The sequence below is a fragment of the Marinomonas sp. IMCC 4694 genome (assembly GCF_008122525.1).
Taxonomy (GTDB): domain Bacteria; phylum Pseudomonadota; class Gammaproteobacteria; order Pseudomonadales; family Marinomonadaceae; genus Marinomonas.
Genome location: NZ_VSRV01000001.1, coordinates 22,056 through 44,207 on the forward strand (window position 1 = coordinate 22,056; position 22,152 = coordinate 44,207).

The window sequence follows — 22,152 nt, forward strand, 5'->3', positions numbered from 1 at the left end:
GTGAGGGCGAAGTCTATAAGATTCGCCCTCTTCGAATACATTCATACTGACAGGTGGGGTTATGTCTGTGTCTACTGGTTCTCCTATTGTGACGTCTCAAACGATGCCTATTTGGCGTCAAAAAGACGTGCAGCCGTTTGTTCGTATTGAGCAAGTAAATAAACAGTTTGGTGATTTTACCGCGGTTAATAATGTGTCCTTAGACATTTACAAGAACGAGCTGTTCTGTCTATTGGGCGGCTCAGGCTCGGGTAAAAGTACCCTGCTGCGCATGTTAGCGGGTTTTGAAACCCCAACGTCGGGTCGTATTATCATCGACGGCGTAGACATGTCTCATGTATCGCCTTGGGAACGTCCTGTTAATATGATGTTCCAGTCTTATGCTTTGTTTCCGCATTTAAGCGTGGAAGCGAACGTGGCCTTTGGTTTAAAACGTGAAGGCTTGCCTAGCGCGGAAGTCAAAAAACGCGTTGCCGACATGCTCGACATGGTGCAACTTAGTCATCTTGCCCGCCGTAAGCCGCATATGTTGTCCGGTGGTCAGCGCCAACGAGTCGCGTTAGCGCGTTCTTTAGTCAAACGTCCCAAGCTTTTATTATTAGATGAGCCGCTTGGTGCTTTAGATAAAAAACTGCGCGAAGAAACCCAATTTGAATTGATGCGTTTGCAAGAAGAGCTAGGCATTACCTTCGTGGTGGTGACTCATGATCAAGAAGAAGCCATGACGCTTGCGACACGCATCGGTGTGATGAACAACGGTGTGATTGTCCAAACCGCCGAACCCCATGAAGTCTACGAATACCCTAATAATCGCTTCGTGGCTGAATTCATCGGTAATGTGAATATCTTCGATGGTACCGTGATGACTGACGAGCGTGATAGCGCGACCATTCATTGCGCCGACGCCGACACGCTTATTTATCTGAACCATGGCATCAGTTGTGCGCCCAATCAAACGGTCAGTGTGGCGATTCGCCCTGAAAAAATGCGCATTACACGCGATGCTCCTGCGGTTGAAAACAACACCACAGCGGGTGTTATTACTGAAGTGGCTTACATGGGCAGCCAGTCTATTTACAAGGTGCGTCTGGCCTCTGGTAAAGAATTACGTATCACCCAGCCCAATGCACAGCGCGACGCAGGAGACCGTCTAACGTGGGATGATCAGGTGTATTTATCTTGGGATGCCGACAGCAGCGTGGTACTCACCTCATGATGACACCTTCCGCTACCGTCGAAACATCGCGTCCTACGTTATTAAAGCGTTTGCAAAGCCTTCGTTTGGGTCGTTGGTTGGTTATCTTGATGCCCATGTTGTGGCTGGCGGCGTTCTTTTTTATACCCTTTTTAGTGGTGTTTAAAATTTCTTTGTCTGAAGCCATGATTGCCGTGCCACCTTATTCACCGCTGCTGCAATGGGAACCGGATTCTGCCTTTGCTACCTTAAGAGTCACCTTTGGCAACTATTTGTTTTTGTTCGAGTCCCGCTTTTATTTAGACGCGTATCTCAGTTCTTTACGCATTGCAGCGATTTCAACATTTTTTGCTTTGATCATCGGTTTTCCGATTGCGTACCTAATCGCTCGTAGTGGTCCGACGATGCGTACCGTATTGTTGTCCTTGGTAATTTTGCCTTTTTGGACGTCTTTTTTATTACGGGTGTACGCTTGGATGGCGCTCCTGCAAAAGAATGGCTTAGTGAATGACATTATGATGTCGGTGGGCTTGATTGATCAGCCGTTGCAAATCTTGCAAACCGACTTTGCGGTGTTTCTAGGCATTGTCTACACCTATTTGCCCTTCATGATTTTACCTCTGTATACCACGTTGGAAAAAATGGACATGAGCTTGGTGGAAGCGGCGCTGGATTTGGGTGCAAAACCGTGGCGTGCATTTTGTCTGGTAACGTTACCTTTGGCGAAGCCGGGCATCATTGCGGGTTGTTTGTTGGTGTTTATTCCGGCCGTCGGTGAGTTCGTGATTCCTTCTTTGTTGGGCGGTTCCGATACTTTAATGATTGGTCGAGTATTGTGGGATGAGTTCTTCTTAAATCGAGATTGGCCTCTGGCGTCTGCCGTTGCGATTGTTATGTTGATCGTCTTAGTGGGTCCGATTATGTTCATGCGTAATGGCAACAAGGAGGCGGTATGAAGGGTCATTCTTTCGCGCTCAAATTTAGCGCTGGCTTTGGTTTTTTGTTTCTTTATGCGCCCATCGTTGCACTGATCATTTACAGCTTCAACGAGTCCAAACTGGTTACCGTTTGGGGGGGCTGGTCGCTTAAATGGTACGGCGAGTTGTTCCGCAATGAACAGATCATGAACGCAGCTTGGGTCAGCCTTAAAATTGCTTTTATCAGTGCGACCTTGGCCGCGATTTTGGGTACGCTGGCGGGATTCGTACTCAGCCGTATGAGACGTTTTCGCGGCAAAACCATGATGGCAGGCTGGGTGACCGCCCCCTTGGTCATGCCGGAAGTGATCACGGGATTGTCTTTGTTGCTGCTGTTTGTTGCGATGGAAAATATGTTTGGCTGGCCAGCAGGGCGAGGCACTACAACGATCGTCATCGCTCACACGACTTTTTGTTTAGCGTATGTGGCGGTTGTCGTTCAGTCTCGTTTGGCGTCTATGGATGAGACCTTGGAAGAAGCGGCGATGGATTTGGGCGCTAAGCCGGTTTCGTTGTTTTTTCTGATTACTCTGCCATTGATTTCACCGGCGATTCTGTCCGGTTGGTTGTTGTCGTTTACTTTGTCGCTGGACGATTTGGTGATTGCCAGCTTCGTATCTGGGCCGGGTAATTCGACCTTGCCGATGGTGATCTTCTCGAAAGTTCGATTGGGTGTGACGCCTGAAATTAACGCGTTGGCGACCTTGATGATCCTGATTGTGTCGATCGCTGTGATCGCAGCCATTGTGATTATGCGTCGCCAGAATCGCTTTCAAAAACCGTAACGTCGTATTATAAACGTGCTTTTTTAGGGGCAGATAAAGTATGAAAATAGGCATTCTTGCCGCGGGTATCACGCCCGATGTGTTGCGTTCTGAGTATCCGACCTACGCTGAGATGTTTGCTCAGCAACTCTCGGCGTTGGAGTCTTCATTATCGTTCGATATCTTCGACGTACGTTTAGGCGAGTTTCCAGCCAGCACGGACGTGTGCGATGGCTGGTTGATTACGGGCTCAAAATCCGACGCCTATGGCGATGATGAGTGGATCCTGCAATTGTGTGAGTTTATTCGTGAGGTCGATGCAAAGGGTCAAGTGTTAGTTGGCATTTGCTTTGGTCATCAAGTGATTGCTCGTGCCTTGGGTGGACGTGTTGAGAAGTTCACTGGTGGCTGGGGGGTAGGCGTTCATCATTATCAGGTTATCGATTCTGTTGACATATCACTGGACCGCAACGACATGGCTTTTTGCGCCTTTCATCAGGATCAAGTGGTTGAGAAACCAGAAAAAATGACAACGTTTTTGACCAGTGATTTTTGTCAATATGCGGGCTTGATATATCAAGATCGTATTTTAACTTTTCAAGGTCACCCTGAATTTTCGAAAGCCTATGAAAGCGAATTGATTGATATGTACGATGGCAAAACCTTGACCACCGAAGAAGCGATTAAGGCGCGTGCTAGTGTCGTTCGAGAGAACATAGATAATGATCAGCTCATGGCGTGGATCGGACGTTTTCTTCAAGGTTAGGAGTGACGCCGCGTTAATTTATACGTCGTACGAGGCCCATTTTGTTACGGTGAAGCGCTTGGGTGTTTCACCGTTTTTTTTTCGTTCCTGCTCTCCGCTCCTTTTTATTTGTGTTGTTTTTTTTTGATACAAGATTTTTTTTTGTTATGGCTATGAATTAATCAGTTTGCGTGATTAAATCCAAAATTAATCGTTTTCGCCCTTTCAACTCTGCTTAATATGACGAAATAAATGGATGTCCCTATGACGGAATTAACGCGCACAAGCTTGTATTGCGCCATGTTTATCGCGATTGGTGCGGTGGCGGGTTTACTGGGCCCGAGTTTGATATATCTGGCTGACTTGATTGACGCCTCTGTCGCTGAGATTTCCATTGTTTTTAGTGCCCGCGCCATGGGTAATATTCTGGGGGCTTTGCTGGCAGGGCGTATGTTCGATCGTTGGCCGGGGCATCATTATCTTATTGCGATGCTGCTGTGCCTGATTACTGGTCTGATTCTGGTGCCCTTCTCCAGTAGCTTGGTGATGTTGGTGGGGTTGTTTTTCCTGCTAGGTGCGGCGGAAGTCTCAACCAATGTAGGCGGCAATATGATGATGCTGTGGTTGCACAAAGAAAAAGTCGGCTCGTATGTCACTATTTTGCATTTATGCCACAGCGCGGGTTCCATGTTAGCGCCTTTGATTTTGATTTTCGCGACCTGGACGGGTCAAGGGTATAGCGTCGGTTTTTGGCTGGTGGCCTTGTATGCAGCCTGTTTGCCCTTGTTGTTATGGCGACTCCCGAGTCCGATATTCGAAGTAAGAAAAGTGGAAACGGTGCCGGCGACAAAGCAAAAAGCGACTTTTTTGGCGTTTCTTGTACTGATCTTTTTATATGTAGGTTTTGAATTAACCATTGCGGGCTGGATCAGTACGTACGCTGTTTTGGTTGGAAATGATCAAAGTTTTGCCGCGATTTTGGTGACTTGGTTTTTTGTAAGTTTGTCGTTAGGCCGTTTGTTTTCTGTGTTTTTACTGCGTTGGATCACACCTCGACAAGGTATTTATAGCTTACTTTTGATTGGGTTATCGGCCTGTTTAATGATGATTTTTTCACAGGCATCTTTGGTGTTGATTGCGTTATGGCTGGGGCTGGGCTGTTCGGCATTTTTTCCTGTGTTGTTTTCTTACGCGAATAGTATTATGACCCTAAATGGAAAGCGCACGGGTTACATATTTGTCTGTTGCGGTGGTGGTGCCTTGGTCGCGCCGTCATTGACAGGGCCGATTATTGAGCTGTTCAGTGTGGCGGCGTTTCCTTATTTGCTGCTGACGATGATGTTGCTCATGTGCGTCAGTTGGCACCGGTTAGCGAAAATGACCAAAGGGCGTGAGTAAGTATCCACTAACGCCTTGTTTATCGAACTAGGTGTTTTAGTTGGCTAGGCGATTAATTGGCTAGCTATATTGCTGCAGCGTCGCTACGGTAAATGCGGCAAGGTCGGTGTAAACACTAAAAGGGAAATCAATCTTTTTATACTGGGTGTCACGGCCTTTGCCGGTTAATACCAACACAGGTGAACAGCCGCGCGCTTGACCAGCTTGGAGGTCTCTGAGTGAGTCACCCACCAGGATCGCTGGAGTGTTCTCAAACGACACCCTAAGCTCTGCTTCTATGGCTTCAATCATGCCGCTTTTGGGTTTACGGCAGTTGCAGTCGTTGTCTGGTCCATGGGGGCAATATTGAATGCCATTGATCTTGCCGCCCTTCTCTTCGACCAAAGCCGTCATTTTATCGTGCATAGCTTGCAAGGTTGCTTCGTCATAATAGCCGCGAGCAATGCCTGATTGGTTGGTCACAACAAACACCTGAAAACCGGCTTTGGATAAGGCCGCAATAGCGTGAATGCTGCCAGCGATCGGTTGCCATTCCTCGACGGATTTAACATAAGCATCGGAGTCATGATTAATCACACCGTCTCGATCTAACAGAATAATAGGTTTGATTTGTGCCATAAATAGTGCCTTATCGTTGCCAGAACATAGGTGTGAATAAAACTAATAAAGTGAAGACCTCTAAACGTCCCAACAACATAGAAAAACACAGCATCCATTTCGCGGGATCGCTGATGCTGGTAAAGCTGTCGGCTACGTCACCGAGCCCTGGCCCCAAGTTATTCAGCGTCGCCGCCACGGCGGACCATGCAGTGACTTGGTCGAGTCCGGTCGCCATCAAACCAATCATCAAGATGACATAAACTAATAAATACGCCGAGAAAAATCCCCATACCGCCGACACCACTCGTTCCTGAATGGCTTTACCACCGACTTTAACTGGAATCACAGCGTTAGGGTGAATTAAGCGTTCTATTTCTCGCATACCTTGTTTGAGTATTAACAGAATACGAATCACCTTCATGCCACCGCCAGTTGAACTGGCACAGCCCCCCATAAAAGAAGTAACAATCAATAAGAAGGGTAAAAAATGCGGCCAACTTGAAAAGCCAGAAGTCCCGAAACCTGCCGTGGTAGCAATAGAAACCGTTTCAAATATCGCATAGCGCAGCGAAGTATCCCAGTCATAAGTGGCTGTCATCGCCAGCACCAAGGTGGACAACATAACCGTGCTGAACAGGACCATCAAGAAAAAGCGAGCTTCAGGGTCTTTTAAGTAATGCCAGACGCTTTTGTGGCGCCAAGCGAAAAAATGCAGCGCAAAGTTAAACGCCGCAATGATCATGAAAAAGGTACAAATAAGCTCAATCGCAACACTGTCAAAGTAACCAATACTGGCATCATGAGTAGAGAAACCGCCAATCGCTACGGTAGAAAAACTGTGGCAAATAGCATCGAATAAAGACATACCGGCTAACCAATAACCCAGTGCGCAGACAATGGTTAAGGTGGCATAAATATACCAAAGAGCCTTGGCTGTTTCGGCGATACGTGGCGTGAGCTTGGTGTCTTTAACGGGGCCGGGTGTTTCGGCGCGATACAGCTGCATTCCGCCGATGCCCAGCATAGGCATAATGGCCACGGCCAACACGATAATCCCCATGCCGCCTAGCCACTGTAACATTTGACGGTAAAACAAAATCGATTGAGGGAGGTCATCGATGCCAATTAGAATCGTCGCCCCCGTGGTGGTCAACCCAGAAATAGATTCAAATAAAGCATCGGTAAAGGTTAAGTCGGGTGTTTCAGCCAAGAAAAACGGCACGGAACCGAATAAGCCCAACACCGTCCAGAACAGCACTGTGACTAAAAATCCGTCGCGTATTTTCAATTCACCGCGTTCTTTTCGTACGGGCAGCCACAGTAAAAAGCCGCCGATTAAGTTAACCGCTAAACCATATAGGAACGCATTCAACGCGCCGTCGGAATAGATTAAAGAAACCACAATGGGAGGAATCAGCGAGATGCTGAACACCATGACCAATAACCCAATGACACGTAAGATAACCCTAAAATGCATATTGTTTCCCAGAACGTATTCCGATAAAACCGGCTGTCATAGTCGTTTTGTATGTTAGCCAGTGTGCAACAGAATCTGTCGTGACACGATTAAAAGAAAGTAAAAATCAAAAGAACGTTAAACCAACTTGGAAGAGTTGTTCGACCGCCGGAATTTGTTTTTTGTTGGTCACGAAAATAATGACGTGATCTTCGGCCTGAATCACCAGTTCGCTGGTGGCGATGATCATATCTTCTTCTCGAACAATGGCCCCTATAGTGGCACCTTCGGGCAAGTTCAAGTTGGCAATGCTGCGACCGACCACTTTGGAAGAGCGCTGATCACCATGAGCCACCGCTTCTAATGCTTCCGCCGCGCCTTTGCGCATGGAGTGTACATTCACCACATCACCGCGACGAATATAACTCAGCAGTGAACTGATGGTAGTTTGTTGAGGCGAAATGGCGATGTCGATCATGCCTTCTTGAACAATGTCGACGTAGGCTGGGTTATTGATGATTGTCATAACGGTACGAACCCCCAGTACTTTGGCCAACATGGACGACATGATATTGGCTTCGTCGTTATTGGTCAGTGCACAAAATACGTCGGTCGATTCAATGTTTTCTTCCAGTAACAGCTCCTGTTTAGAAGCATCGCCGTGTAGCACAATGGTGTTGTCTAGGCTTTCCGATAAATAACGGCAGCGCTCTAAATCGCGCTCAATAATTTTGACGCGGTATTCTTTTTCTAAACTCTGGGCCAAACGTTCGCCTATGTTGCCACCGCCAGCAATAATAATACGACGGTAAGGTGTATCTAGCGGCCGCAGTTCACTCATCACGTCTAATACGTCCCGTTGTGCGGTAAGAAAAAACACTTCATCGTTGGCATGAATATGTGTATTGCCATCCGGAGAAATGGATTTACCGTTGCGATAAATGGCCGCGATGCGAGTTTGAATGGATGGCATGTGCTCTTTTAAAAAGCTAATTGGCTGATCGATTAACGGTCCGCCCTTCTCTGCCTTCACGACCACAAGCTGAACTTTGCCGTCAGCAAATTCCATGACTTGCAGTGCGCCTGGATAACGAATCAGACGACTGAGATGTTTAGTGACTTCTTTTTCTGGACTGATACGAACGTCCATAGGCAGCGCCTGATCATTAAACAGCTCGGGGTAATGTGCATAAGCGCTGGAACGGACACGGCCAATTTTAGTGGGCGTTTTAAAGAGTGTATGCGCTACCTGACAGGCCACCATATTGGTTTCGTCTTGGTTGCTTACGGCAATTAACATATCGGCATCATTGCAGCCGGCTTGTTTTAATACGTCCGGGTGGGCGCCATTGCCTTCGACGGTTTGAATGTCGAGTCGGTCTTGCAGCTCTCTAAGGCGAACGAGGTCAGTATCGATGATGGTAATATCGTTATCTTCACTGGCTAGGTTTTCTGCCAGCGTCGCGCCAACTTGGCCTGCCCCTATAATGATGATTTTCATAGTTTCCCTTTTTGCCCTAGAGTCAAATGACTCAATAAACAGCTTCGTTTATTTGTTCGAAGCGTTCGTTTTTATTAACGCAAGTTTACCTATATAACTGGGATTATTTAACTTCAACTTGCTAAATACTCATAATTTTTTTGATCAGCGTGTGATCAATAAAAGAGTGTTTCATGTGGAACACTCTTTTTGTGAATTCAAGATAATTGGGCTACTTTTCACAGTGGGGATTAGTGAGTAAAAATTCTTTTTTACGGTAAGTTTTAATTTTTTTGCAATAAGCAATAATAAAAACCATCGTGACTTTCTAAAGTAGGAAACAATTGTCGTCCATGGCTGACAGGTGTCCCCCACTCAATGGCAAGCTCAGGCGCCAATGTGTTGAGAAGTATTTCTTGAGCGTCGTTTTGTCTGGCTAAAAAGCGTTGTATTTGTTGCTCATTTTCTTCGGGCATCAGTGAGCAAGTCACATACAACATAAAACCGCCTGGTTTTAACGTTGTCCAAACGGAGTCTAAAATGGCTTGTTGGACGACGACTAGGTCGTCAATGTCGGCGGGTTTACGATTGATCTTAATGTCCGGATTGCGGCGAATAACGCCGGTAGCCGTACAGGGAACGTCCAATAAAATTTTGTCGAAGTGTTCGCCGTCCCACCAAGCATCAAGGTCGCTTGCATCCGCGCAAAGTAATGTTGCGTCATTGCTGTAGCCTAGCCGATCAAGATTGGACTCGATTTTTTCCATTCGCCAAGGTTCAAGCTCTACGGCCGTAAGGCGAATGCCATCAGCAACCTCCAGTAGATGACCTGTTTTACCTCCTGGTGCCGCGCACGCATCCAGAATTTTATCACCCGCTTTTGGTGCTAAAATATGGGCGGAAAGTTGAGCCGCCTCATCTTGTACGCTCACATAGCCCATACCAAAATGAGGCAACTCTGTGACACGAACGGCTTTTTCAAGGTACAGAGACGACGGAGAAAATGTCCCAGCGGTGGAATCTATACCCTGTTCTTTTAGCAGTATCTGATATGTTTCACGTGAAACTTGGCTCTGGTTTACGCGAAGGCACATGGGCGGGTGCATGTTGCTGGCATCGACAATACGCTCTAATTGCTCGGGCCAATGTTTATTAAAACGCTTTAATAGCCATTTCGGTTGGTTATATTCAACCGACGGCATTGACCCAAGTGCCACTTCGATCTCATCGACTTCGCGCTGATAGCGACGTAATACAGCGTTCATCAGTTTGGTCGCCCAGTCTTTTTTCAGCAGTCGACAAGCCTCAACGGTTTCATGTACAGCCGCGTGATCTGGCGTATTCATGTAGGTCAGTTGGTATAAACCGAGAAGCAATGCCGCGTACAAATCGGTGTCTTTTTCTTCGAATGGATGTGCCAATAAATGCAACGCGATGCTGTTGAGTTTTGGGTATTGGCGGCATACACCAAAGCACAGCTCTTTTAGCATCGGAAGATGTTCACTGGCGACTTCATTCTGATAGCGCGCCAGTTGTGTGCTGAGCGAGCCTTGTTGGAGCAAGATATTGGTAATGACCTCGATCGCGACATGACGAGCGCTGTATTGTAAAGAGACCGAGTTGTTATGTTTTGCGCTGTTGTCGTTCATATTGTCGTTCATTTTGTTGTCACTCATAGGGTGTGCTCTGTCAGGCCGAGGCGCTGGCCAATAGTTAAGGCGGCTTTGTGTTTGCCATTTAGGGCGTCTTGAATCGACATGCGCTTACCGCCGGCGAACTGGACATCGGTGACAAGGATCGAACCCTGACCTGTCGCTACGATAATTCCCTCTTTACTGACAACAATAATGTCCCCAGGTATCGACGCTTCGTCGCTAACACTGGCAACGCTGGCGGCATGTATTTTCATCACGCCAGCGAGACTGTGAGTGAAAGCGACGGGCCAAGGAGACAAACCGCGAATGTGTCGTTCGATTAATTCAGCGGACATGCTCCAGTCTAGGTTGGCTTCTTGCTTGGTCAGCTTCGTCGCGTAGCAGGTCAGGCTGTCATCTTGTTTTTCGGGGACAAGAGAGCCTGCTGTTAATTGCTCAAGGGAATCGATCAACGCCGTGCCGCCTAATGTGGCTAAACGATCGTGTAAAGACGCAGAGGTATCTGTTGGCGTGATGTCGCAATGGGCTTTGAGGAGCATGTCGCCTGTGTCTAAGCCGATCTCCATCTGCATAATGGTGATGCCGGTTTCGCTATCGCCTGCGATCAGGGCTCGATGGATCGGCGCCGCACCACGCCAACGGGGCAATAACGAGGCATGCACGTTAATGCAGCCTAGTGTGGGTGTGTCTAAAACGGCTTTGGGTAAAATAATGCCGTACGCCGCAACAATCATTAAGTCGGCATCGAGCGCAGCAAGTTGCGCTTTGTCTTCGTCTAATTTGAAATTCACCGGTTGGTAAACCGCAATATGATGGGCAAGCGCTAATTGTTTAACAGGGCTTTGCACCAATTTTTGTCCTCGACCGGCCGGTCTATCTGGCTGAGTATAAACACCGACAAGTTCGTAGTGGTTCGCCGCTTTTGAATCAAGTAACGCTTTTAGGCTGGCTGCCGCAAAATCTGGCGTACCTGCGAAAACGATGCGCAACGGTTTGCTTGTGGTGGTCTGTGAGTGTGTAAGTGTCGACATAAAGGTTCCTTAACAAAAAATCAGGCCAAAGCCTGATTTTATAACAGATGACTAATGATCGTTTTTTGCCAAGCCGTGTTGGGCGTTATCCTTGCTTGAGCGCGAGCTTGTGGGCTTTTTCGAGCTTGCTTTTAATGCGATTGCGTTTGAGAGGCGATAAATAATCCACCATAAGCTTGCCATCAAGGTGGTCAATTTCGTGTTGCACACACACAGCCATCAGTTCATCGACTTCCAAAGAAAAGGCTTTGCCGTGACGATCCAATGCGTGGACTTTTACTTTAGCCGCCCTGTAAATATGCTCGTAAAATCCAGGAACAGACAGGCAACCTTCCTGACATTCGTTTGGTTCATCATTAAGAATGTCGAACGTTGGGTTGATAAACACCAACGGTTCGTTGCGTTCCTCAGAAAAGTCCATGACCACCAAGCGATGATGATAATCGACTTGAGTGGCCGCTAAACCCAACCCATTTTCGTCATACATGGTGTCTAGCATGTCGTCAATTTGGGTTTGCAGCGCGGTTGTAAATTCGGTAATGGGCTTAGCAACTGTGCGTAAGCGTTTATCTGGGTATTCAAGTACGGTTAAAACAGCCATGGTCTTTTCCAACAAAGTGTCTGTAATTCTTAACAAAGAGCTTTTAAGCGAAGACAATTTCTTCCGCTCCTTTCATAGACTTTATTGTAACGCAACTCGGACTATTGAGCAGTCTTCTCATGGCGGTTTTTTGGGCAATATGCTTGAATAGAGTGTCTAATCGTGGGCAAGGAAAGCTCAGAACATTTTTTAGTGGATTTTTACCCGTGGACCCTTAAACACCGATGCATAACAAATAGCCGTCGATGTTGTGATGCGCAAGGAAGCAGATTTTATGAATATCCCTTACTCTGGCGGTTTAACAAAAACGGATTGGTTATGTTTGAGCTTTTTATCGGACATTGGCCCGTCACGTCTTTCCAGACTTTATACCTACTTAATGCAACTTGAGCATGGCTCAGAAGTGGGGCCTATGGACACCTTGTCCTTGTTTGACGCACCTGAGCGTGATGGCTCTCAATCCCTAATAGTGCCTCCTGTCCTGTCGTCTTCAGACAGTATTTCTTTTGAACTGCTGAAAGCTCTCAAGTGGCCTGACGTCACAGCGCGACAGGCGATGGCGTATTTAACCAAGGGAACCCTCACAAAGGAGCAAGCGACAAAGCGAGACAACACGCTCACTTGGTTAGCGCAAGATCGTCACTTTCTTATGTTGCAAGAAGACGACGATTACCCAGCGGCCTTAAAAGAGATCAACGTTGCGCCTGCGTTCTTATATGTTGAAGGGCATCCTAAGGCGTTGGCCGCTCCAAAAATCGGCATCGTTGGTGCTCGAAAATGCACGGCTTATGGCCGTGAAACCACCTTTCATTTGGCTGAACAACTATCGTCCCGTGGGGTTTGCGTGGTAAGCGGCGGCGCCATAGGCATTGATACCGCGGCTCATCAGGGAGCGTTACACAGCAAAATCACACCGACCCTTGCCGTCATGGGCACAGGGTTATTGCATCGATACCCCGCTCAGAATCGTGCTTTGTTTGACCGGATTTTGGAACAAGGCGCACTGATTAGTGAGTATCCACTGTCAACCAGCCCTCGCCCTCATCTGTTTCCTCCGCGTAATCGTATTATTAGTGGCTTAAGTATGGGGGTGTTGGTGGCAGAGGCATCGATAAAAAGCGGTTCTTTAATCAGTGCGAGTTACGCCGTGCAGCAAAATCGAGATGTGTTTGCGTTACCGGGTCGATTAACCGATGCACAGTCTGCGGGTTGCCATCAGTTGTTGCGCCAAGGGGCGGTGTTGGTTCGTCACGTGGAAGATGTGTTAGAGCAGTATTCACAATTGACCCAGACCCGTGCGTCGGCTAGCCGTGACAGCGCTTCAAAAAGTGATCAACGCGTGAGTCAGCATTCACCTATATCACCACCTATTCTAGGATCGACGTTTGTTCCGCTCACAGCGTCGCGTCATTCGTTGCCATCGGAGGCAACGGACAACGCAAAAGCGATGGTTGCCGTGTTGGAAAAAGAGGCGCAAGCGCTGGATTTTGACGCCTTGATTCGCCACACACGTTGGCAGGCCGGCACCATGATGCAGGTATTAATGGAGCTCGAATTGTATGGTTGTATTGAAAATCGAGAAGGTCTTTACAGCCGCTGTTAGCGGTTAATAGCGAATAACCTCTGCTAAAAGTGGCACGACCGACTTTCTCATAATGGCTTTTTTAGTCGTAATTGTTCCCGTGATCCGTCTTATTCAGTGCCGCTAAACATGTCTTTTTTAAGCTGTTTAATATCGCGGCGTTCTTTTTTGTTGGGTTTATGATCCGACATAATTCGACCGCCAAAAGACTTGTTTTCGAGGGCGCGTTTTTCACGTTTCGAAACCGACTCAGGCGTTTCTTCGTAAAGCATTTGTGCTTCGGGTGCCCCACGGCGCTGACCACTGATGTCGAGGATTTTAACCTCCTTTTCATCCCAGCCTAGGCGAATGCCGATTAAGGCGCCAATTTCTACATTCCGGCTGGCTTTGCCTTTGCTGCCGTTATAAGACACCTTGCCGCCATCAATGGCGTCTTTGCAAAGTGAACGTGTTTTGTAAAATCGTGCGGCCCAAAGCCACTTATCTAAACGAACGGCTTGTGGTGCCGACTGCTTTTCTGGTTTACTCATAAAGAATGCGTTGACCCTATTTTGTTGTCATAGTCGAGGCTGTTATGCAGGACGTTAATAAACACCCTATTTTTCAAGCGTTACAAAAAATAATACACGATGCCGCCGATGTGATCATGGACATTTATCAACGTGCTGACCTAGGCATTGAACAAAAAAACGATGATAGCCCTGTGACGGCGGCGGACCTTGCTGCTCACAACGTGATTTTAGCAGGTTTGCAAACACTTACACCCGATATTCCCGTCTTATCGGAAGAAGGTGTGGTGACGTTCGAAGAACGCTCACAATGGTCCATGTTGTGGATTGTTGATCCACTCGATGGCACCAAAGAATTTATTAAACGCAATGGCGAATTCAGCATCAATATCGCCCTAGTAGCAAACGGCGCCCCTATTCTTGGCATGGTGTATTTACCCACCACAACAGAAGGCTACTTTGGTGTGACATCGGCGTGGCAAGATTTGCCCATTGGAGCAATAAAATGGAAGGGTGACGAGTACGAAAGCATCAATGTGCGTGAGCCGCGTGAGCCAATAATCGCCATGACCAGCCGTAGCCACGGTCCCGCGTTGCCCGTAGACTTAAAAAACACCCTAAAAAACGCCTATGAACAGGTACGTGAATTGCCCAAGGGCAGTTCAATTAAAGGTTGTCGAATTGCCGAAGGCATCGCCGATCTGCACCTACGCCGTGGGCCGACCAGCGAGTGGGATACCGCTGCGCAACAAGCTATTATTGAGGCCGCTGGCGGCATGCTCGTGACACCACAGGGCAAACCTTTTCGTTACAATCAAAGAGAAACGCTGTTAAACGGGCACTTTTTTGTGTGCGGTGCTGAGCTCGCGCCGTATGTGATGAATTGGTATTTGGAGCAAGACGAAGAGGAATAAATTCAGATCATGAAGGCCATATACCAGCACGGTTTAAGAGTCCCCTTTTACCAGATAGCGCGTTAAGCCCTGTCTTTAAGGCGGGGAGGATGTCAACTAGATTGTTACATCAACTAGATTGTTACATCACATTACATACACTGGCTCTAACGTTTTTTCATGATTCACATTGAGTCGACCGACAATGCGTTTCTGTGCCCGTTTGATAAAGTCCTTTTGTAATGGTTGAGTAAAAGACCGTGCCATAGCCACCGTGCCGACTAAAGACACCACGGTCTCTTCTGCTAACGCATAAGCGTTTTGACTGCCGCGTTTTTGTAATATCGCCGCAAGCCTTTCGACTAAGCTATCAAAGCAGGCTTGGTAGGCTTGACGGACTTTCTCCTCTTTATGGGCCGCATCTGTGACCAAAAACTCCAAAGGCGAAGGGTGCTCCTTGTCATTTTTGCTCCAACGTAAATAGCGCGCAACGAGTGCTTTGATGTGAATTTCTTTACTTTCAGTTTGTTTGTCGTCTCGAGCCCAAAAAGCATGTGATGAAGCGAACGCCATTGCGGCTTCGTACACACTGCTTTTCGCCGAAAAATGCGCGTAAAACGCACCGTGAGTCATGTTGGCTTTTTTCATGATCTGCGTGAGCGTGACACGGTCAAAACCCTGTGAGCAAAATAACTTCGCGGCGGCGTGTAAAATCCGTTGGCGTGTTTGTTCTTTATGTTGAGGTGTGTAAGGCATTTATCTGACCTCCTACTCTCTGACTAAATGAAAACCTATGTGTGCATCGTAGCAGAGGATCTGAATATTATCTTGATCATATAAAGACTCTCTCTAGCATGAGGACTTTCTTTGTGCTGAATATAAAGAGGGGTTTCTCATGTCGCTTAAAGACAGAATCGTTATTACAGGAATGGGGATCGTGTCGCCATTAGGGTTGGGAGTATCGTCAGTGTGGGATCGATTGATTCGCGGCGAATCTGGCATTCGAACCTTGCCCACTACGCTATCGGAAGGATTAAACACACACATTGCTGGACAAGTGCCAAGCCACACGGAGCAGGACAATGGTTTGAATGAATCGAATTATCTGTCACCAAAAGATCGTAAGCGTGTAGATCTGTTTACACTTTTTGCCCTCGCTGCGGCGGACGAAGCATTGGCGCAGGCCAAATGGCAACCCACCAGCGAAGCGGATAAAGAAGCGACGGCAACCATCATCGCAACAGGAATTGGCGGATTACCCACCATCACCCATGCGCAATCGGTATTAACCAATCAAGGCGCGCGCCGTTTATCACCCTTCAGTAAACGCCGCGTTAATATTGAAGCGGTATTGCCCTATTATTTGTTAAAACAAGGCCCGATTTACCGTTAAAATAAAGCAGCGTGGCGCGTGAGCTCATCGGGCGACAAGCGATAAATCCGCATATTATCAATGCAATAAGCGCCCTGCTGTTGATAGAACTCAATGGCAGGTGTGTTCCAATCCAAGCAACCCCATTCTAAAAATTCACCGCCTTTGGACAAGGTGTATTTTGCTAAAAACTGCATCACGATGTGGCCAATACCCTGACCCCTTACAGAATCATCGATGAATAGAGCGTCAAGGTACACTCCAGAACGTCCGGTGAAGGCTGAGCTTTTGACATAAAAGTACGCAAAGCCAATATCTACACCATTATAGGCGACAAAAACCGCCTCTCCTGATCCGTTCTCGAGCAAACGCTCCATGCGTTCAGGTGTGACAATGATGCTGTCGACCATCTTTTGAAAGCGCCCAAGTTCTTGCATAAAGTGCACAACCTGTGCCGCGTCTTTGCTGGTCGCGTGTCGTATTACGCAAGCTGGGTGTTGAGTGCGAATGATACCCATGCGATTTGTTTCCTTTTCTGAGTCATAAAGTGCCGATGTTGAGCTGAGTGAATGTCACGCTACGCGGCTAGTCAAAGGGGTTTTCAATGACCGCGGTGGCTTGCAGAATCACACTGGGGCTCAAGATGTGTTTACGAATCAATTGGGTCGCGGTTGTCACGTCTCGGCTTAATAAAGCGTCGACCAATGCGTCGTGTTCTTTTTTGTTCGCATCAAATACAGACAAATCCACCATGTTTTTTTTCAGCCATAAATTGCGATAGCGAGAGGCTTTTTCGTATAGGGCGTCTCTTACTTGTAACAGTGCCGGTGATCGACACCCTTCTGCGATGGCTGAGTGAAAGTCGTGATGATACTGCTCCCAACGATGGGGTTCTTTTTCGAGTAAAGCGGCATGGAGCTTCATTTTGTGCGCACAGGCCACAATATTAGCCTCCCATTCGTCATCCCCACGCTCGATGGCAAAACCGACACATAAGGCTTCAATTTCAGCGCGGGTTTCATAAATATCGATCAGTTCTGCTTTAGAAATGGGGTGTACGCGAAAACCGCGTTGATTTTCAACAATGACCAATTGTTTTACCAGCAGTTGCGACAAGGCCTCTCTTAGCGGTCCAACCCCCACGTTGTAGCGCGCTTTTAATCGCGTCATCAGTAGCTTTTCGCCCGGTTTAAAATAGCCCGTCAAAATATCGTATGTCAGCGCCCCTAAAACCTGGGCGGCTGAGTTGTCTTTGCTGTCGAGGTCAACTGTATCGCGTATGTTCATCATTGTGATTGTGCACTCATGTGGCGGATGTCTCTGCGCCCTGGGTTATCGGCTCAGTTCTCGGTCAAGCGTGGTTAACCGTGGTTGGCATTTTGTCATTGGCATTTTATGTGAAGACACAAAAATAGTTAAGTCAGTTCAGATAAAAACGCTTGACGTTTAATCTGAATCAATTACATTACTATAAAATGTAGACATTTTTATTTAATAAAGATGTTTTTGACTTAATAAAATAAAAACAACGGGAGCAACACCATGAGCACCTTCGCGAAAAAGCACCCCCTTCCTCACACGTTAACGGGTTTTACGGTGGTGGATTTCCCCGCCAGTCAACGTTTGCAAATGGTCACCCTTGACGAAGCGACGGTCGCTGCGTTTGCCCAATCTGTCGCAGACTGGTCTGTCCAAGGTATCGAATACAAGCCCTTTTTGCGTTTTGAAGTCGCGGATCGGTTAGACAAGATAACGGGTTATACCTTGGGGAAATGTCTAAATGACATCGTTAGAGACCGTGCTACAGGGGCATTTTTGTTGAATTATCAAGGCGATCCAGGTGTTGAAGACGGCGAAGCCCGTACCGAATTTGAGGTGAAACTGTCTACCGCGATCTCGCATATTATTGGTTTGTCTAATCACGATGCCATGTATGGGCAATATTACGCGCGCTTCACCGTACGCAATGTAGATGACTCCGACAGCTACTTACGCAAGGCGCATCGTCGTATGGAATTGCATAATGATGGCACCTACGTCAATGAGCGCACGGATTATGTCCTGATGCAAAAGCTCAAAGAAGAAAACATGCAAGGCGGGAATTCGTTGCTCTTGCATGTGGATGATTGGGCGGATCGAGATACTTTTATCCAGCATCCATTGGCTAAGGAAAACATTGTATGGGGCGCGCCAAAATCTAAAAATGTCGACATCAAAGTGGAACACCCGGTGTTTTTTGAAGAAGACGCCGACGGCAACCCTATGATGTTGTACATTGATCAATTTGCGGAACCAAGCAACAAGGCTCAAGGAAAATATCTGTTTGACATGGGTGAGTCGTTAGAAGCGGACCCTAACTATTTGTCGGTGCCGATGCCTGTGGGTTCCATGCTGGTAATACACAATCACGTTTGGTTGCATGGTCGTGATAAATTTGTGTCTCATCCTGGTTTGTGTCGAGAGTTGCTTCGCCAACGTGGGCACTTTACGGACTAATACTTTACGGACTAATAGTGTGACCACGAGGCATAAACACAACTGTAGACATGAACATAGACGTGAACATAAAGTGACGAGATAAGAGAAAAACAGCGACTAAGTAATGACTTCGTCGCTGTTTTTGTATCAATATAATGAAGAAACCATCCGTAATCTGAGAGCAAAATAATGTACGATTTTATAATAATTGGCGGCGGCATTGTGGGTGTGTCCACCGCATGGCAACTGATGCAGCGTCATCCAGACAAAACCGTCTTATTGCTCGAAAAAGAATCCGTGTATTCCAAGCATCAAACCGGTCACAACAGCGGCGTGATTCACGCCGGCGTTTACTATGCGCCGGGCAGTATGAAGGCGCGCTTTTGCAAAGCCGGTGTGTCTGCGACCATGGTATTTTGTGATCGTAAAAATATTCCCTATGAGCAGTGCGGCAAGCTGTTAGTCGCAACGACTGAGTTGGAAGTCGACCGTATGAAAGCTCTATTTGAGCGTTGCAAAGAAAATGGCTTAGAGGTAGAAATGCTCGACGCTCAGCAACTTAAGCAGCGTGAGCCGAACATTGTTGGCTTGGGCGGTTTTTTTGTCAAAGACACGGCCATTGTAAATTACCAGCAAGTGACCACGCATATGGCCGAAGAATTTGTTGAATTAGGTGGCACGGCTTTATTGAATCACGAAGTGACGGGCTTGATGGAAAGCGAGCAAGACGTGACGGTGGTCGCTAAACACCACGGTGTTGAAAAGACCTTTCAGGGGCGTTTTCTCATCACCTGTTCTGGTCTAATGGCCGACCGAACCACCAAGATGTTAGGCATCCCGACCGACTTTCAAATCATCCCGTTTCGTGGCGAATATTACCAACTGCCTGAAAAATACAACAACATTGTGAACCACCTTATTTACCCTATTCCCGACCCCGACTTACCGTTTTTGGGGGTGCATCTCACGCGCATGATTGACGGCACTGTAACCGTCGGGCCTAACGCAGTACAGGGTTGGAAGCGCGAAGGCTATGGACGGATTAATATCTCGATTAAAGATATCGCGGACATGGTGCGTTTTGCCGGCTTTTGGCGCGTGTTAAAAAACAACTGGCGCACTGGGCTGGTCGAAACGAAAAACTCTTGGTGGAAGCCAGGTTACCTCAAGATGGTGCAGAAATATTGCCCACAGCTGACCGCCTCAGACCTACAGCCTTACCCCGCTGGCATTCGCGCACAAGCTGTTATGAAAGACGGCTCACTGGTACACGACTTTCTTTTTGCTAGCAGTCCTCGCAGCCTGCATGTGTGCAATGCGCCCTCGCCGGCCGCCACGTCCGCCATTCCGATCGGCGAGTATATCTGCGACAAAGTGGAAGTCATGCTGAACTAATCTGTTATCAATAAAGCGATTAATTTTTATTTTGTGACCTTTTTTCACTAAGAATAAGAGCCTCCACTGAGGCTCTTATTGCTTTTAATAGCGCTGGGTTATGCGTCAGATCGTCGATTTGACACCTCTAATCCATGAGCAGGTTTGGCAGCCATGTGACCAATTCTGGGAACATCATTACCACAATCAGCACCAGTAATTTGAGCAGAACAAAGGGCAAAATCGATTTGTAAATATCCAACATGGTGATACCAGGTGGTGCGATGCCCTTTAGATAGAATAAAGCAAACCCATAGGGTGGCGTTTGTACGGCGATCTCAATGTTTAAAATCATTAAAATACCAAACCAAATAGGGTCATAACCCAGTGACACCGCAATGGGGGTAAAAATGGGAGCACACATCAACACAATGATAAATTCATCGATAATGAAGCCCAGTAACAACATGATGAGCTGAAACAACATGATAACGACAATCGGCGGCAAACCCAGGTCTTGGGTAAATCCGGCGACCATATTTTGCACGCCCATTAATAAATGGAAGTTACTGAACACAGACGCACCGACAATGATCCACATGGCCACGCTGACTAAGAGCGCCGCTTGCATGCCCGCTTTTTGTACCATGCGCGGCTTAAAGCGTTTAAACATGATGGCCAATACAATCGCACCAACGACCCCGATAGCACCTGACTCGGTAGGCGTAGCGATGCCCATGATAATGCTGCCAAGCACGGCAATGATTAATAACAGAGACAATAAACCATCGCGTGCCGTTAAGAGCTTTTCTTTGGTGGTTGGCAGCACGTCGGGCACAGGGTCAAGCGGCGCGCGTTTAGGGTTGAGTTTGCAAGAAATCACCACATAGGTAATCAGCAATACAATGGTGATCAGCGCAGGAATCAAGGCACCGATAAACATGCGTCCGACCGAGTTTTGTGTCGAAGAGGCAAACATGATCATTGGAATGCTCGGGGGAATTAAAATGCCTAAGCCGCCGCCGGCCATAATCACCCCCAACGCCAAGCGTTTATCGTAACCACGCTCTAACATAGGGCGAAGAGCAATGCTGCCTGATGTCATGATACCCGCGCCGATAATGCCCACCATGGCGCCAATCATAGAACACACCATAATCACGCTGATGGCCAAAGAGCCTCGTACGCGGCCAATGAGCATCTGACTGGCGTTAAACATGGCATCACCAATACCTGAACGGGTTAGCAACTGTCCCATATAAATGTACAAAGGAATCGCGAGTAAAATAAAACTAAAATGCGTGGATTCCAGCGTGGTCGGAATCACATTAAATAAGGCGTCGCCCCACGTTAAATAGCCAATGCCCATGGCAATACCGCCCAGCGCCAAGCCTACTGGAGCGCCCAATGCAAACGCCACAATGATGCAGACAAACAAAATGCCTGTTAATAATTCAATGCCTATCATGGCGCACTTTCCTCTTGTTCTGTCGGTGCTTCTGGCAATAAAGGCTTACCAGTAATGACTTGGTGTAAGGAATCAATCCAATCGCTGGAAAGTTGCAAAATAAGCAGTACGCTAGCAATGGCCATCATGAGCCAGTAATGATGCATGTGAGGGGCCCATTCACTCTGGCGCCGATAGTTAAACTCGAGGGCTTCTTCAAACTTACCTATGCTCATTTTGCAGATGATGATCATGAAGAACATGGCGAGAGCGAATGAAAATAGGTTAAATATGCTTTTCGTCCGAGCTGAGACTTTGTTGTAAAGAATATCCACATTGATGTGAGCACGTTGCTGTTGAGCATAAGCGCCACCTAATGCCGCAATATAACCAAAGATGAACAAAGAGACGTCGTAGGCCCATATTGTTGGTTCACCTAAGGCATAACGAGAGAACACTTCAAAAGCCACCACACACGCTAATACGGGCATAAGATAGGAAACAGAATGCCCAATGAAAGCCACCAGCGCGTGGATTCCAAGACAATAGCGCCTAATCGCAGTTATTATCATGATTTTTACCTGTTAAAGGTGGG

General features: G+C 47.3%; 22 protein-coding genes. 10 read left to right on the forward strand and 12 right to left on the reverse strand.

What is annotated here, in order from left to right; translation table 11 throughout:
- Positions 1-61 precede the first annotated feature (61 nt).
- The 5 genes from FXV75_RS00090 (at position 62) to FXV75_RS00110 (ending at position 5,079) form a co-directional block, all read left to right on the forward strand.
- The gene (locus FXV75_RS00090) at positions 62-1,216 is read left to right on the forward strand and encodes an ABC transporter ATP-binding protein (protein WP_148830492.1); all 1,155 of its coding nucleotides are present in this window, start codon (positions 62-64) and stop codon (positions 1,214-1,216) included.
- Positions 1,216-2,151 carry an ABC transporter permease subunit gene (locus FXV75_RS00095; RefSeq protein WP_410428248.1) on the forward strand — a complete coding sequence of 312 codons (936 nt, stop codon included), beginning with the start codon at positions 1,216-1,218 and terminating at the stop codon, positions 2,149-2,151. Before FXV75_RS00090 ends, FXV75_RS00095 begins: the two co-directional genes overlap by 1 nt.
- The gene (locus tag FXV75_RS00100; protein WP_148830497.1) at positions 2,148-2,957 is read left to right on the forward strand and encodes an ABC transporter permease subunit; all 810 of its coding nucleotides are present in this window, start codon (positions 2,148-2,150) and stop codon (positions 2,955-2,957) included. The genes FXV75_RS00095 and FXV75_RS00100 overlap by 4 nt, the downstream gene beginning before the upstream one ends.
- Before the next feature lie 40 nt (positions 2,958-2,997).
- Positions 2,998-3,702: a glutamine amidotransferase-related protein gene (locus tag FXV75_RS00105; RefSeq protein WP_148830499.1), complete on the forward strand. Its 705-nt coding sequence runs from the start codon at positions 2,998-3,000 to the stop codon at positions 3,700-3,702.
- Between the two features lie 243 nt (positions 3,703-3,945).
- Positions 3,946-5,079 (forward strand): MFS transporter, encoded by a 1,134-nt coding sequence (locus FXV75_RS00110; RefSeq protein WP_148830501.1) that lies wholly within the window; start codon positions 3,946-3,948, stop codon positions 5,077-5,079.
- A gap of 60 nt (positions 5,080-5,139) precedes the next feature.
- Here the strand turns inward: FXV75_RS00110 and gmhB are convergent, their stop codons facing one another.
- The 6 genes from gmhB to def form a co-directional block, all read right to left on the reverse strand.
- Positions 5,140-5,697, reverse strand: a complete 558-nt coding sequence (gene gmhB, locus FXV75_RS00115; RefSeq protein WP_148830502.1) for a D-glycero-beta-D-manno-heptose 1,7-bisphosphate 7-phosphatase — start codon at positions 5,695-5,697, stop codon at positions 5,140-5,142.
- A gap of 10 nt (positions 5,698-5,707) precedes the next feature.
- Positions 5,708-7,156: a TrkH family potassium uptake protein gene (locus FXV75_RS00120; RefSeq protein WP_148830504.1), complete on the reverse strand. Its 1,449-nt coding sequence runs from the start codon at positions 7,154-7,156 to the stop codon at positions 5,708-5,710.
- A gap of 106 nt (positions 7,157-7,262) precedes the next feature.
- Positions 7,263-8,636, reverse strand: a complete 1,374-nt coding sequence (trkA, locus tag FXV75_RS00125) for a Trk system potassium transporter TrkA (protein ID WP_148830506.1) — start codon at positions 8,634-8,636, stop codon at positions 7,263-7,265.
- A 263-nt stretch (positions 8,637-8,899) separates the two neighbouring features.
- A complete protein-coding gene (gene rsmB, locus FXV75_RS00130) occupies positions 8,900-10,291 on the reverse strand; it encodes a 16S rRNA (cytosine(967)-C(5))-methyltransferase RsmB (RefSeq protein ID WP_262368416.1) in 1,392 nt (463 codons plus the stop codon).
- The gene (gene fmt, locus FXV75_RS00135) at positions 10,288-11,301 is read right to left on the reverse strand and encodes a methionyl-tRNA formyltransferase (protein WP_148830508.1); all 1,014 of its coding nucleotides are present in this window, start codon (positions 11,299-11,301) and stop codon (positions 10,288-10,290) included. The genes rsmB and fmt overlap by 4 nt, the downstream gene beginning before the upstream one ends.
- 85 nt (positions 11,302-11,386) lie before the next feature.
- Complete coding sequence (def, locus tag FXV75_RS00140; protein ID WP_148830510.1) at positions 11,387-11,902, reverse strand: peptide deformylase; 516 nt, start codon at positions 11,900-11,902, stop codon at positions 11,387-11,389.
- A 274-nt stretch (positions 11,903-12,176) separates the two neighbouring features.
- Between def and dprA the strand changes: the two genes are divergently transcribed.
- On the forward strand, positions 12,177-13,505 hold the full coding sequence (dprA, locus tag FXV75_RS00145) for a DNA-processing protein DprA (protein WP_148830512.1): 1,329 nt from the start codon (positions 12,177-12,179) through the stop codon (positions 13,503-13,505).
- Positions 13,506-13,594: 89 nt separating this feature from the next.
- Here the strand turns inward: dprA and FXV75_RS00150 are convergent, their stop codons facing one another.
- Complete coding sequence (locus tag FXV75_RS00150) at positions 13,595-14,014, reverse strand: RNA-binding S4 domain-containing protein (protein WP_148830514.1); 420 nt, start codon at positions 14,012-14,014, stop codon at positions 13,595-13,597.
- A 44-nt stretch (positions 14,015-14,058) separates the two neighbouring features.
- Here FXV75_RS00150 and cysQ point away from each other — a divergent pair, with 44 nt between their 5' ends.
- Positions 14,059-14,907, forward strand: a complete 849-nt coding sequence (gene cysQ / locus FXV75_RS00155; RefSeq protein WP_148830515.1) for a 3'(2'),5'-bisphosphate nucleotidase CysQ — start codon at positions 14,059-14,061, stop codon at positions 14,905-14,907.
- A 126-nt stretch (positions 14,908-15,033) separates the two neighbouring features.
- On the opposite strand, the gene FXV75_RS00160 is transcribed toward cysQ, so the two are convergent.
- Positions 15,034-15,642, reverse strand: a complete 609-nt coding sequence (locus FXV75_RS00160) for a TetR/AcrR family transcriptional regulator (RefSeq protein WP_148830517.1) — start codon at positions 15,640-15,642, stop codon at positions 15,034-15,036.
- Positions 15,643-15,781: 139 nt separating this feature from the next.
- On the opposite strand from FXV75_RS00160, the gene FXV75_RS00165 reads away from it, so the two are divergent.
- Entirely contained in the window at positions 15,782-16,279 is a 498-nt protein-coding gene (locus FXV75_RS00165; protein WP_262368417.1) for a beta-ketoacyl synthase N-terminal-like domain-containing protein, read from the forward strand.
- On the opposite strand, the gene FXV75_RS00170 is transcribed toward FXV75_RS00165, so the two are convergent.
- Positions 16,276-16,776, reverse strand: a complete 501-nt coding sequence (locus FXV75_RS00170) for a GNAT family N-acetyltransferase (RefSeq protein WP_148830519.1) — start codon at positions 16,774-16,776, stop codon at positions 16,276-16,278. The genes FXV75_RS00165 and FXV75_RS00170 overlap by 4 nt on opposite strands.
- 67 nt (positions 16,777-16,843) lie before the next feature.
- The gene (gene csiR / locus FXV75_RS00175) at positions 16,844-17,548 is read right to left on the reverse strand and encodes a DNA-binding transcriptional regulator CsiR (protein ID WP_262368418.1); all 705 of its coding nucleotides are present in this window, start codon (positions 17,546-17,548) and stop codon (positions 16,844-16,846) included.
- Between the two features lie 252 nt (positions 17,549-17,800).
- Between csiR and glaH the strand changes: the two genes are divergently transcribed.
- Both glaH and lhgO read left to right on the forward strand, forming a co-directional pair.
- A complete protein-coding gene (glaH, locus tag FXV75_RS00180) occupies positions 17,801-18,754 on the forward strand; it encodes a glutarate dioxygenase GlaH (protein ID WP_148830521.1) in 954 nt (317 codons plus the stop codon).
- A 171-nt stretch (positions 18,755-18,925) separates the two neighbouring features.
- Entirely contained in the window at positions 18,926-20,131 is a 1,206-nt protein-coding gene (gene lhgO / locus FXV75_RS00185) for an L-2-hydroxyglutarate oxidase (RefSeq protein ID WP_187424818.1), read from the forward strand.
- Between the two features lie 127 nt (positions 20,132-20,258).
- Here lhgO and FXV75_RS00190 read toward each other — a convergent pair whose 3' ends face one another.
- Together FXV75_RS00190 and FXV75_RS00195 are read right to left on the reverse strand one after the other, a co-directional pair.
- On the reverse strand, positions 20,259-21,578 hold the full coding sequence (locus FXV75_RS00190; protein WP_222863063.1) for a TRAP transporter large permease subunit: 1,320 nt from the start codon (positions 21,576-21,578) through the stop codon (positions 20,259-20,261).
- Positions 21,575-22,129: a TRAP transporter small permease subunit gene (locus FXV75_RS00195; protein ID WP_148830525.1), complete on the reverse strand. Its 555-nt coding sequence runs from the start codon at positions 22,127-22,129 to the stop codon at positions 21,575-21,577. Before FXV75_RS00195 ends, FXV75_RS00190 begins: the two co-directional genes overlap by 4 nt.
- Positions 22,130-22,152: the final 23 nt, after the last annotated feature.

Excerpts from the sequence above, each read along its gene's own strand:
- FXV75_RS00160 (WP_148830517.1), bottom strand. The coding sequence starts at position 15,642 with ATGCCTTACACACCTCAACATAAAGAACAAACACGCCAACGGATTTTA.
- FXV75_RS00100 (WP_148830497.1), top strand. The coding sequence starts at position 2,148 with ATGAAGGGTCATTCTTTCGCGCTCAAATTTAGCGCTGGCTTTGGTTTT.
- FXV75_RS00120 (WP_148830504.1), bottom strand. The coding sequence starts at position 7,156 with ATGCATTTTAGGGTTATCTTACGTGTCATTGGGTTATTGGTCATGGTG.
- FXV75_RS00150 (WP_148830514.1), bottom strand. The coding sequence starts at position 14,014 with ATGAGTAAACCAGAAAAGCAGTCGGCACCACAAGCCGTTCGTTTAGAT.
- FXV75_RS00190 (WP_222863063.1), bottom strand. The coding sequence starts at position 21,578 with ATGATAGGCATTGAATTATTAACAGGCATTTTGTTTGTCTGCATCATT.
- FXV75_RS00170 (WP_148830519.1), bottom strand. The coding sequence starts at position 16,776 with ATGGGTATCATTCGCACTCAACACCCAGCTTGCGTAATACGACACGCG.
- cysQ (WP_148830515.1), top strand. The coding sequence starts at position 14,059 with ATGCAGGACGTTAATAAACACCCTATTTTTCAAGCGTTACAAAAAATA.
- glaH (WP_148830521.1), top strand. The coding sequence starts at position 17,801 with ATGAGCACCTTCGCGAAAAAGCACCCCCTTCCTCACACGTTAACGGGT.
- FXV75_RS00165 (WP_262368417.1), top strand. The coding sequence starts at position 15,782 with ATGTCGCTTAAAGACAGAATCGTTATTACAGGAATGGGGATCGTGTCG.
- FXV75_RS00110 (WP_148830501.1), top strand. The coding sequence starts at position 3,946 with ATGACGGAATTAACGCGCACAAGCTTGTATTGCGCCATGTTTATCGCG.
- gmhB (WP_148830502.1), bottom strand. The coding sequence starts at position 5,697 with ATGGCACAAATCAAACCTATTATTCTGTTAGATCGAGACGGTGTGATT.
- FXV75_RS00095 (WP_410428248.1), top strand. The coding sequence starts at position 1,216 with ATGACACCTTCCGCTACCGTCGAAACATCGCGTCCTACGTTATTAAAG.
- lhgO (WP_187424818.1), top strand. The coding sequence starts at position 18,926 with ATGTACGATTTTATAATAATTGGCGGCGGCATTGTGGGTGTGTCCACC.
- FXV75_RS00105 (WP_148830499.1), top strand. The coding sequence starts at position 2,998 with ATGAAAATAGGCATTCTTGCCGCGGGTATCACGCCCGATGTGTTGCGT.
- FXV75_RS00090 (WP_148830492.1), top strand. The coding sequence starts at position 62 with ATGTCTGTGTCTACTGGTTCTCCTATTGTGACGTCTCAAACGATGCCT.
- dprA (WP_148830512.1), top strand. The coding sequence starts at position 12,177 with ATGAATATCCCTTACTCTGGCGGTTTAACAAAAACGGATTGGTTATGT.
- rsmB (WP_262368416.1), bottom strand. The coding sequence starts at position 10,291 with ATGAGTGACAACAAAATGAACGACAATATGAACGACAACAGCGCAAAA.
- def (WP_148830510.1), bottom strand. The coding sequence starts at position 11,902 with ATGGCTGTTTTAACCGTACTTGAATACCCAGATAAACGCTTACGCACA.
- fmt (WP_148830508.1), bottom strand. The coding sequence starts at position 11,301 with ATGTCGACACTTACACACTCACAGACCACCACAAGCAAACCGTTGCGC.
- FXV75_RS00195 (WP_148830525.1), bottom strand. The coding sequence starts at position 22,129 with ATGATAATAACTGCGATTAGGCGCTATTGTCTTGGAATCCACGCGCTG.
- csiR (WP_262368418.1), bottom strand. The coding sequence starts at position 17,548 with ATGATGAACATACGCGATACAGTTGACCTCGACAGCAAAGACAACTCA.
- trkA (WP_148830506.1), bottom strand. The coding sequence starts at position 8,636 with ATGAAAATCATCATTATAGGGGCAGGCCAAGTTGGCGCGACGCTGGCA.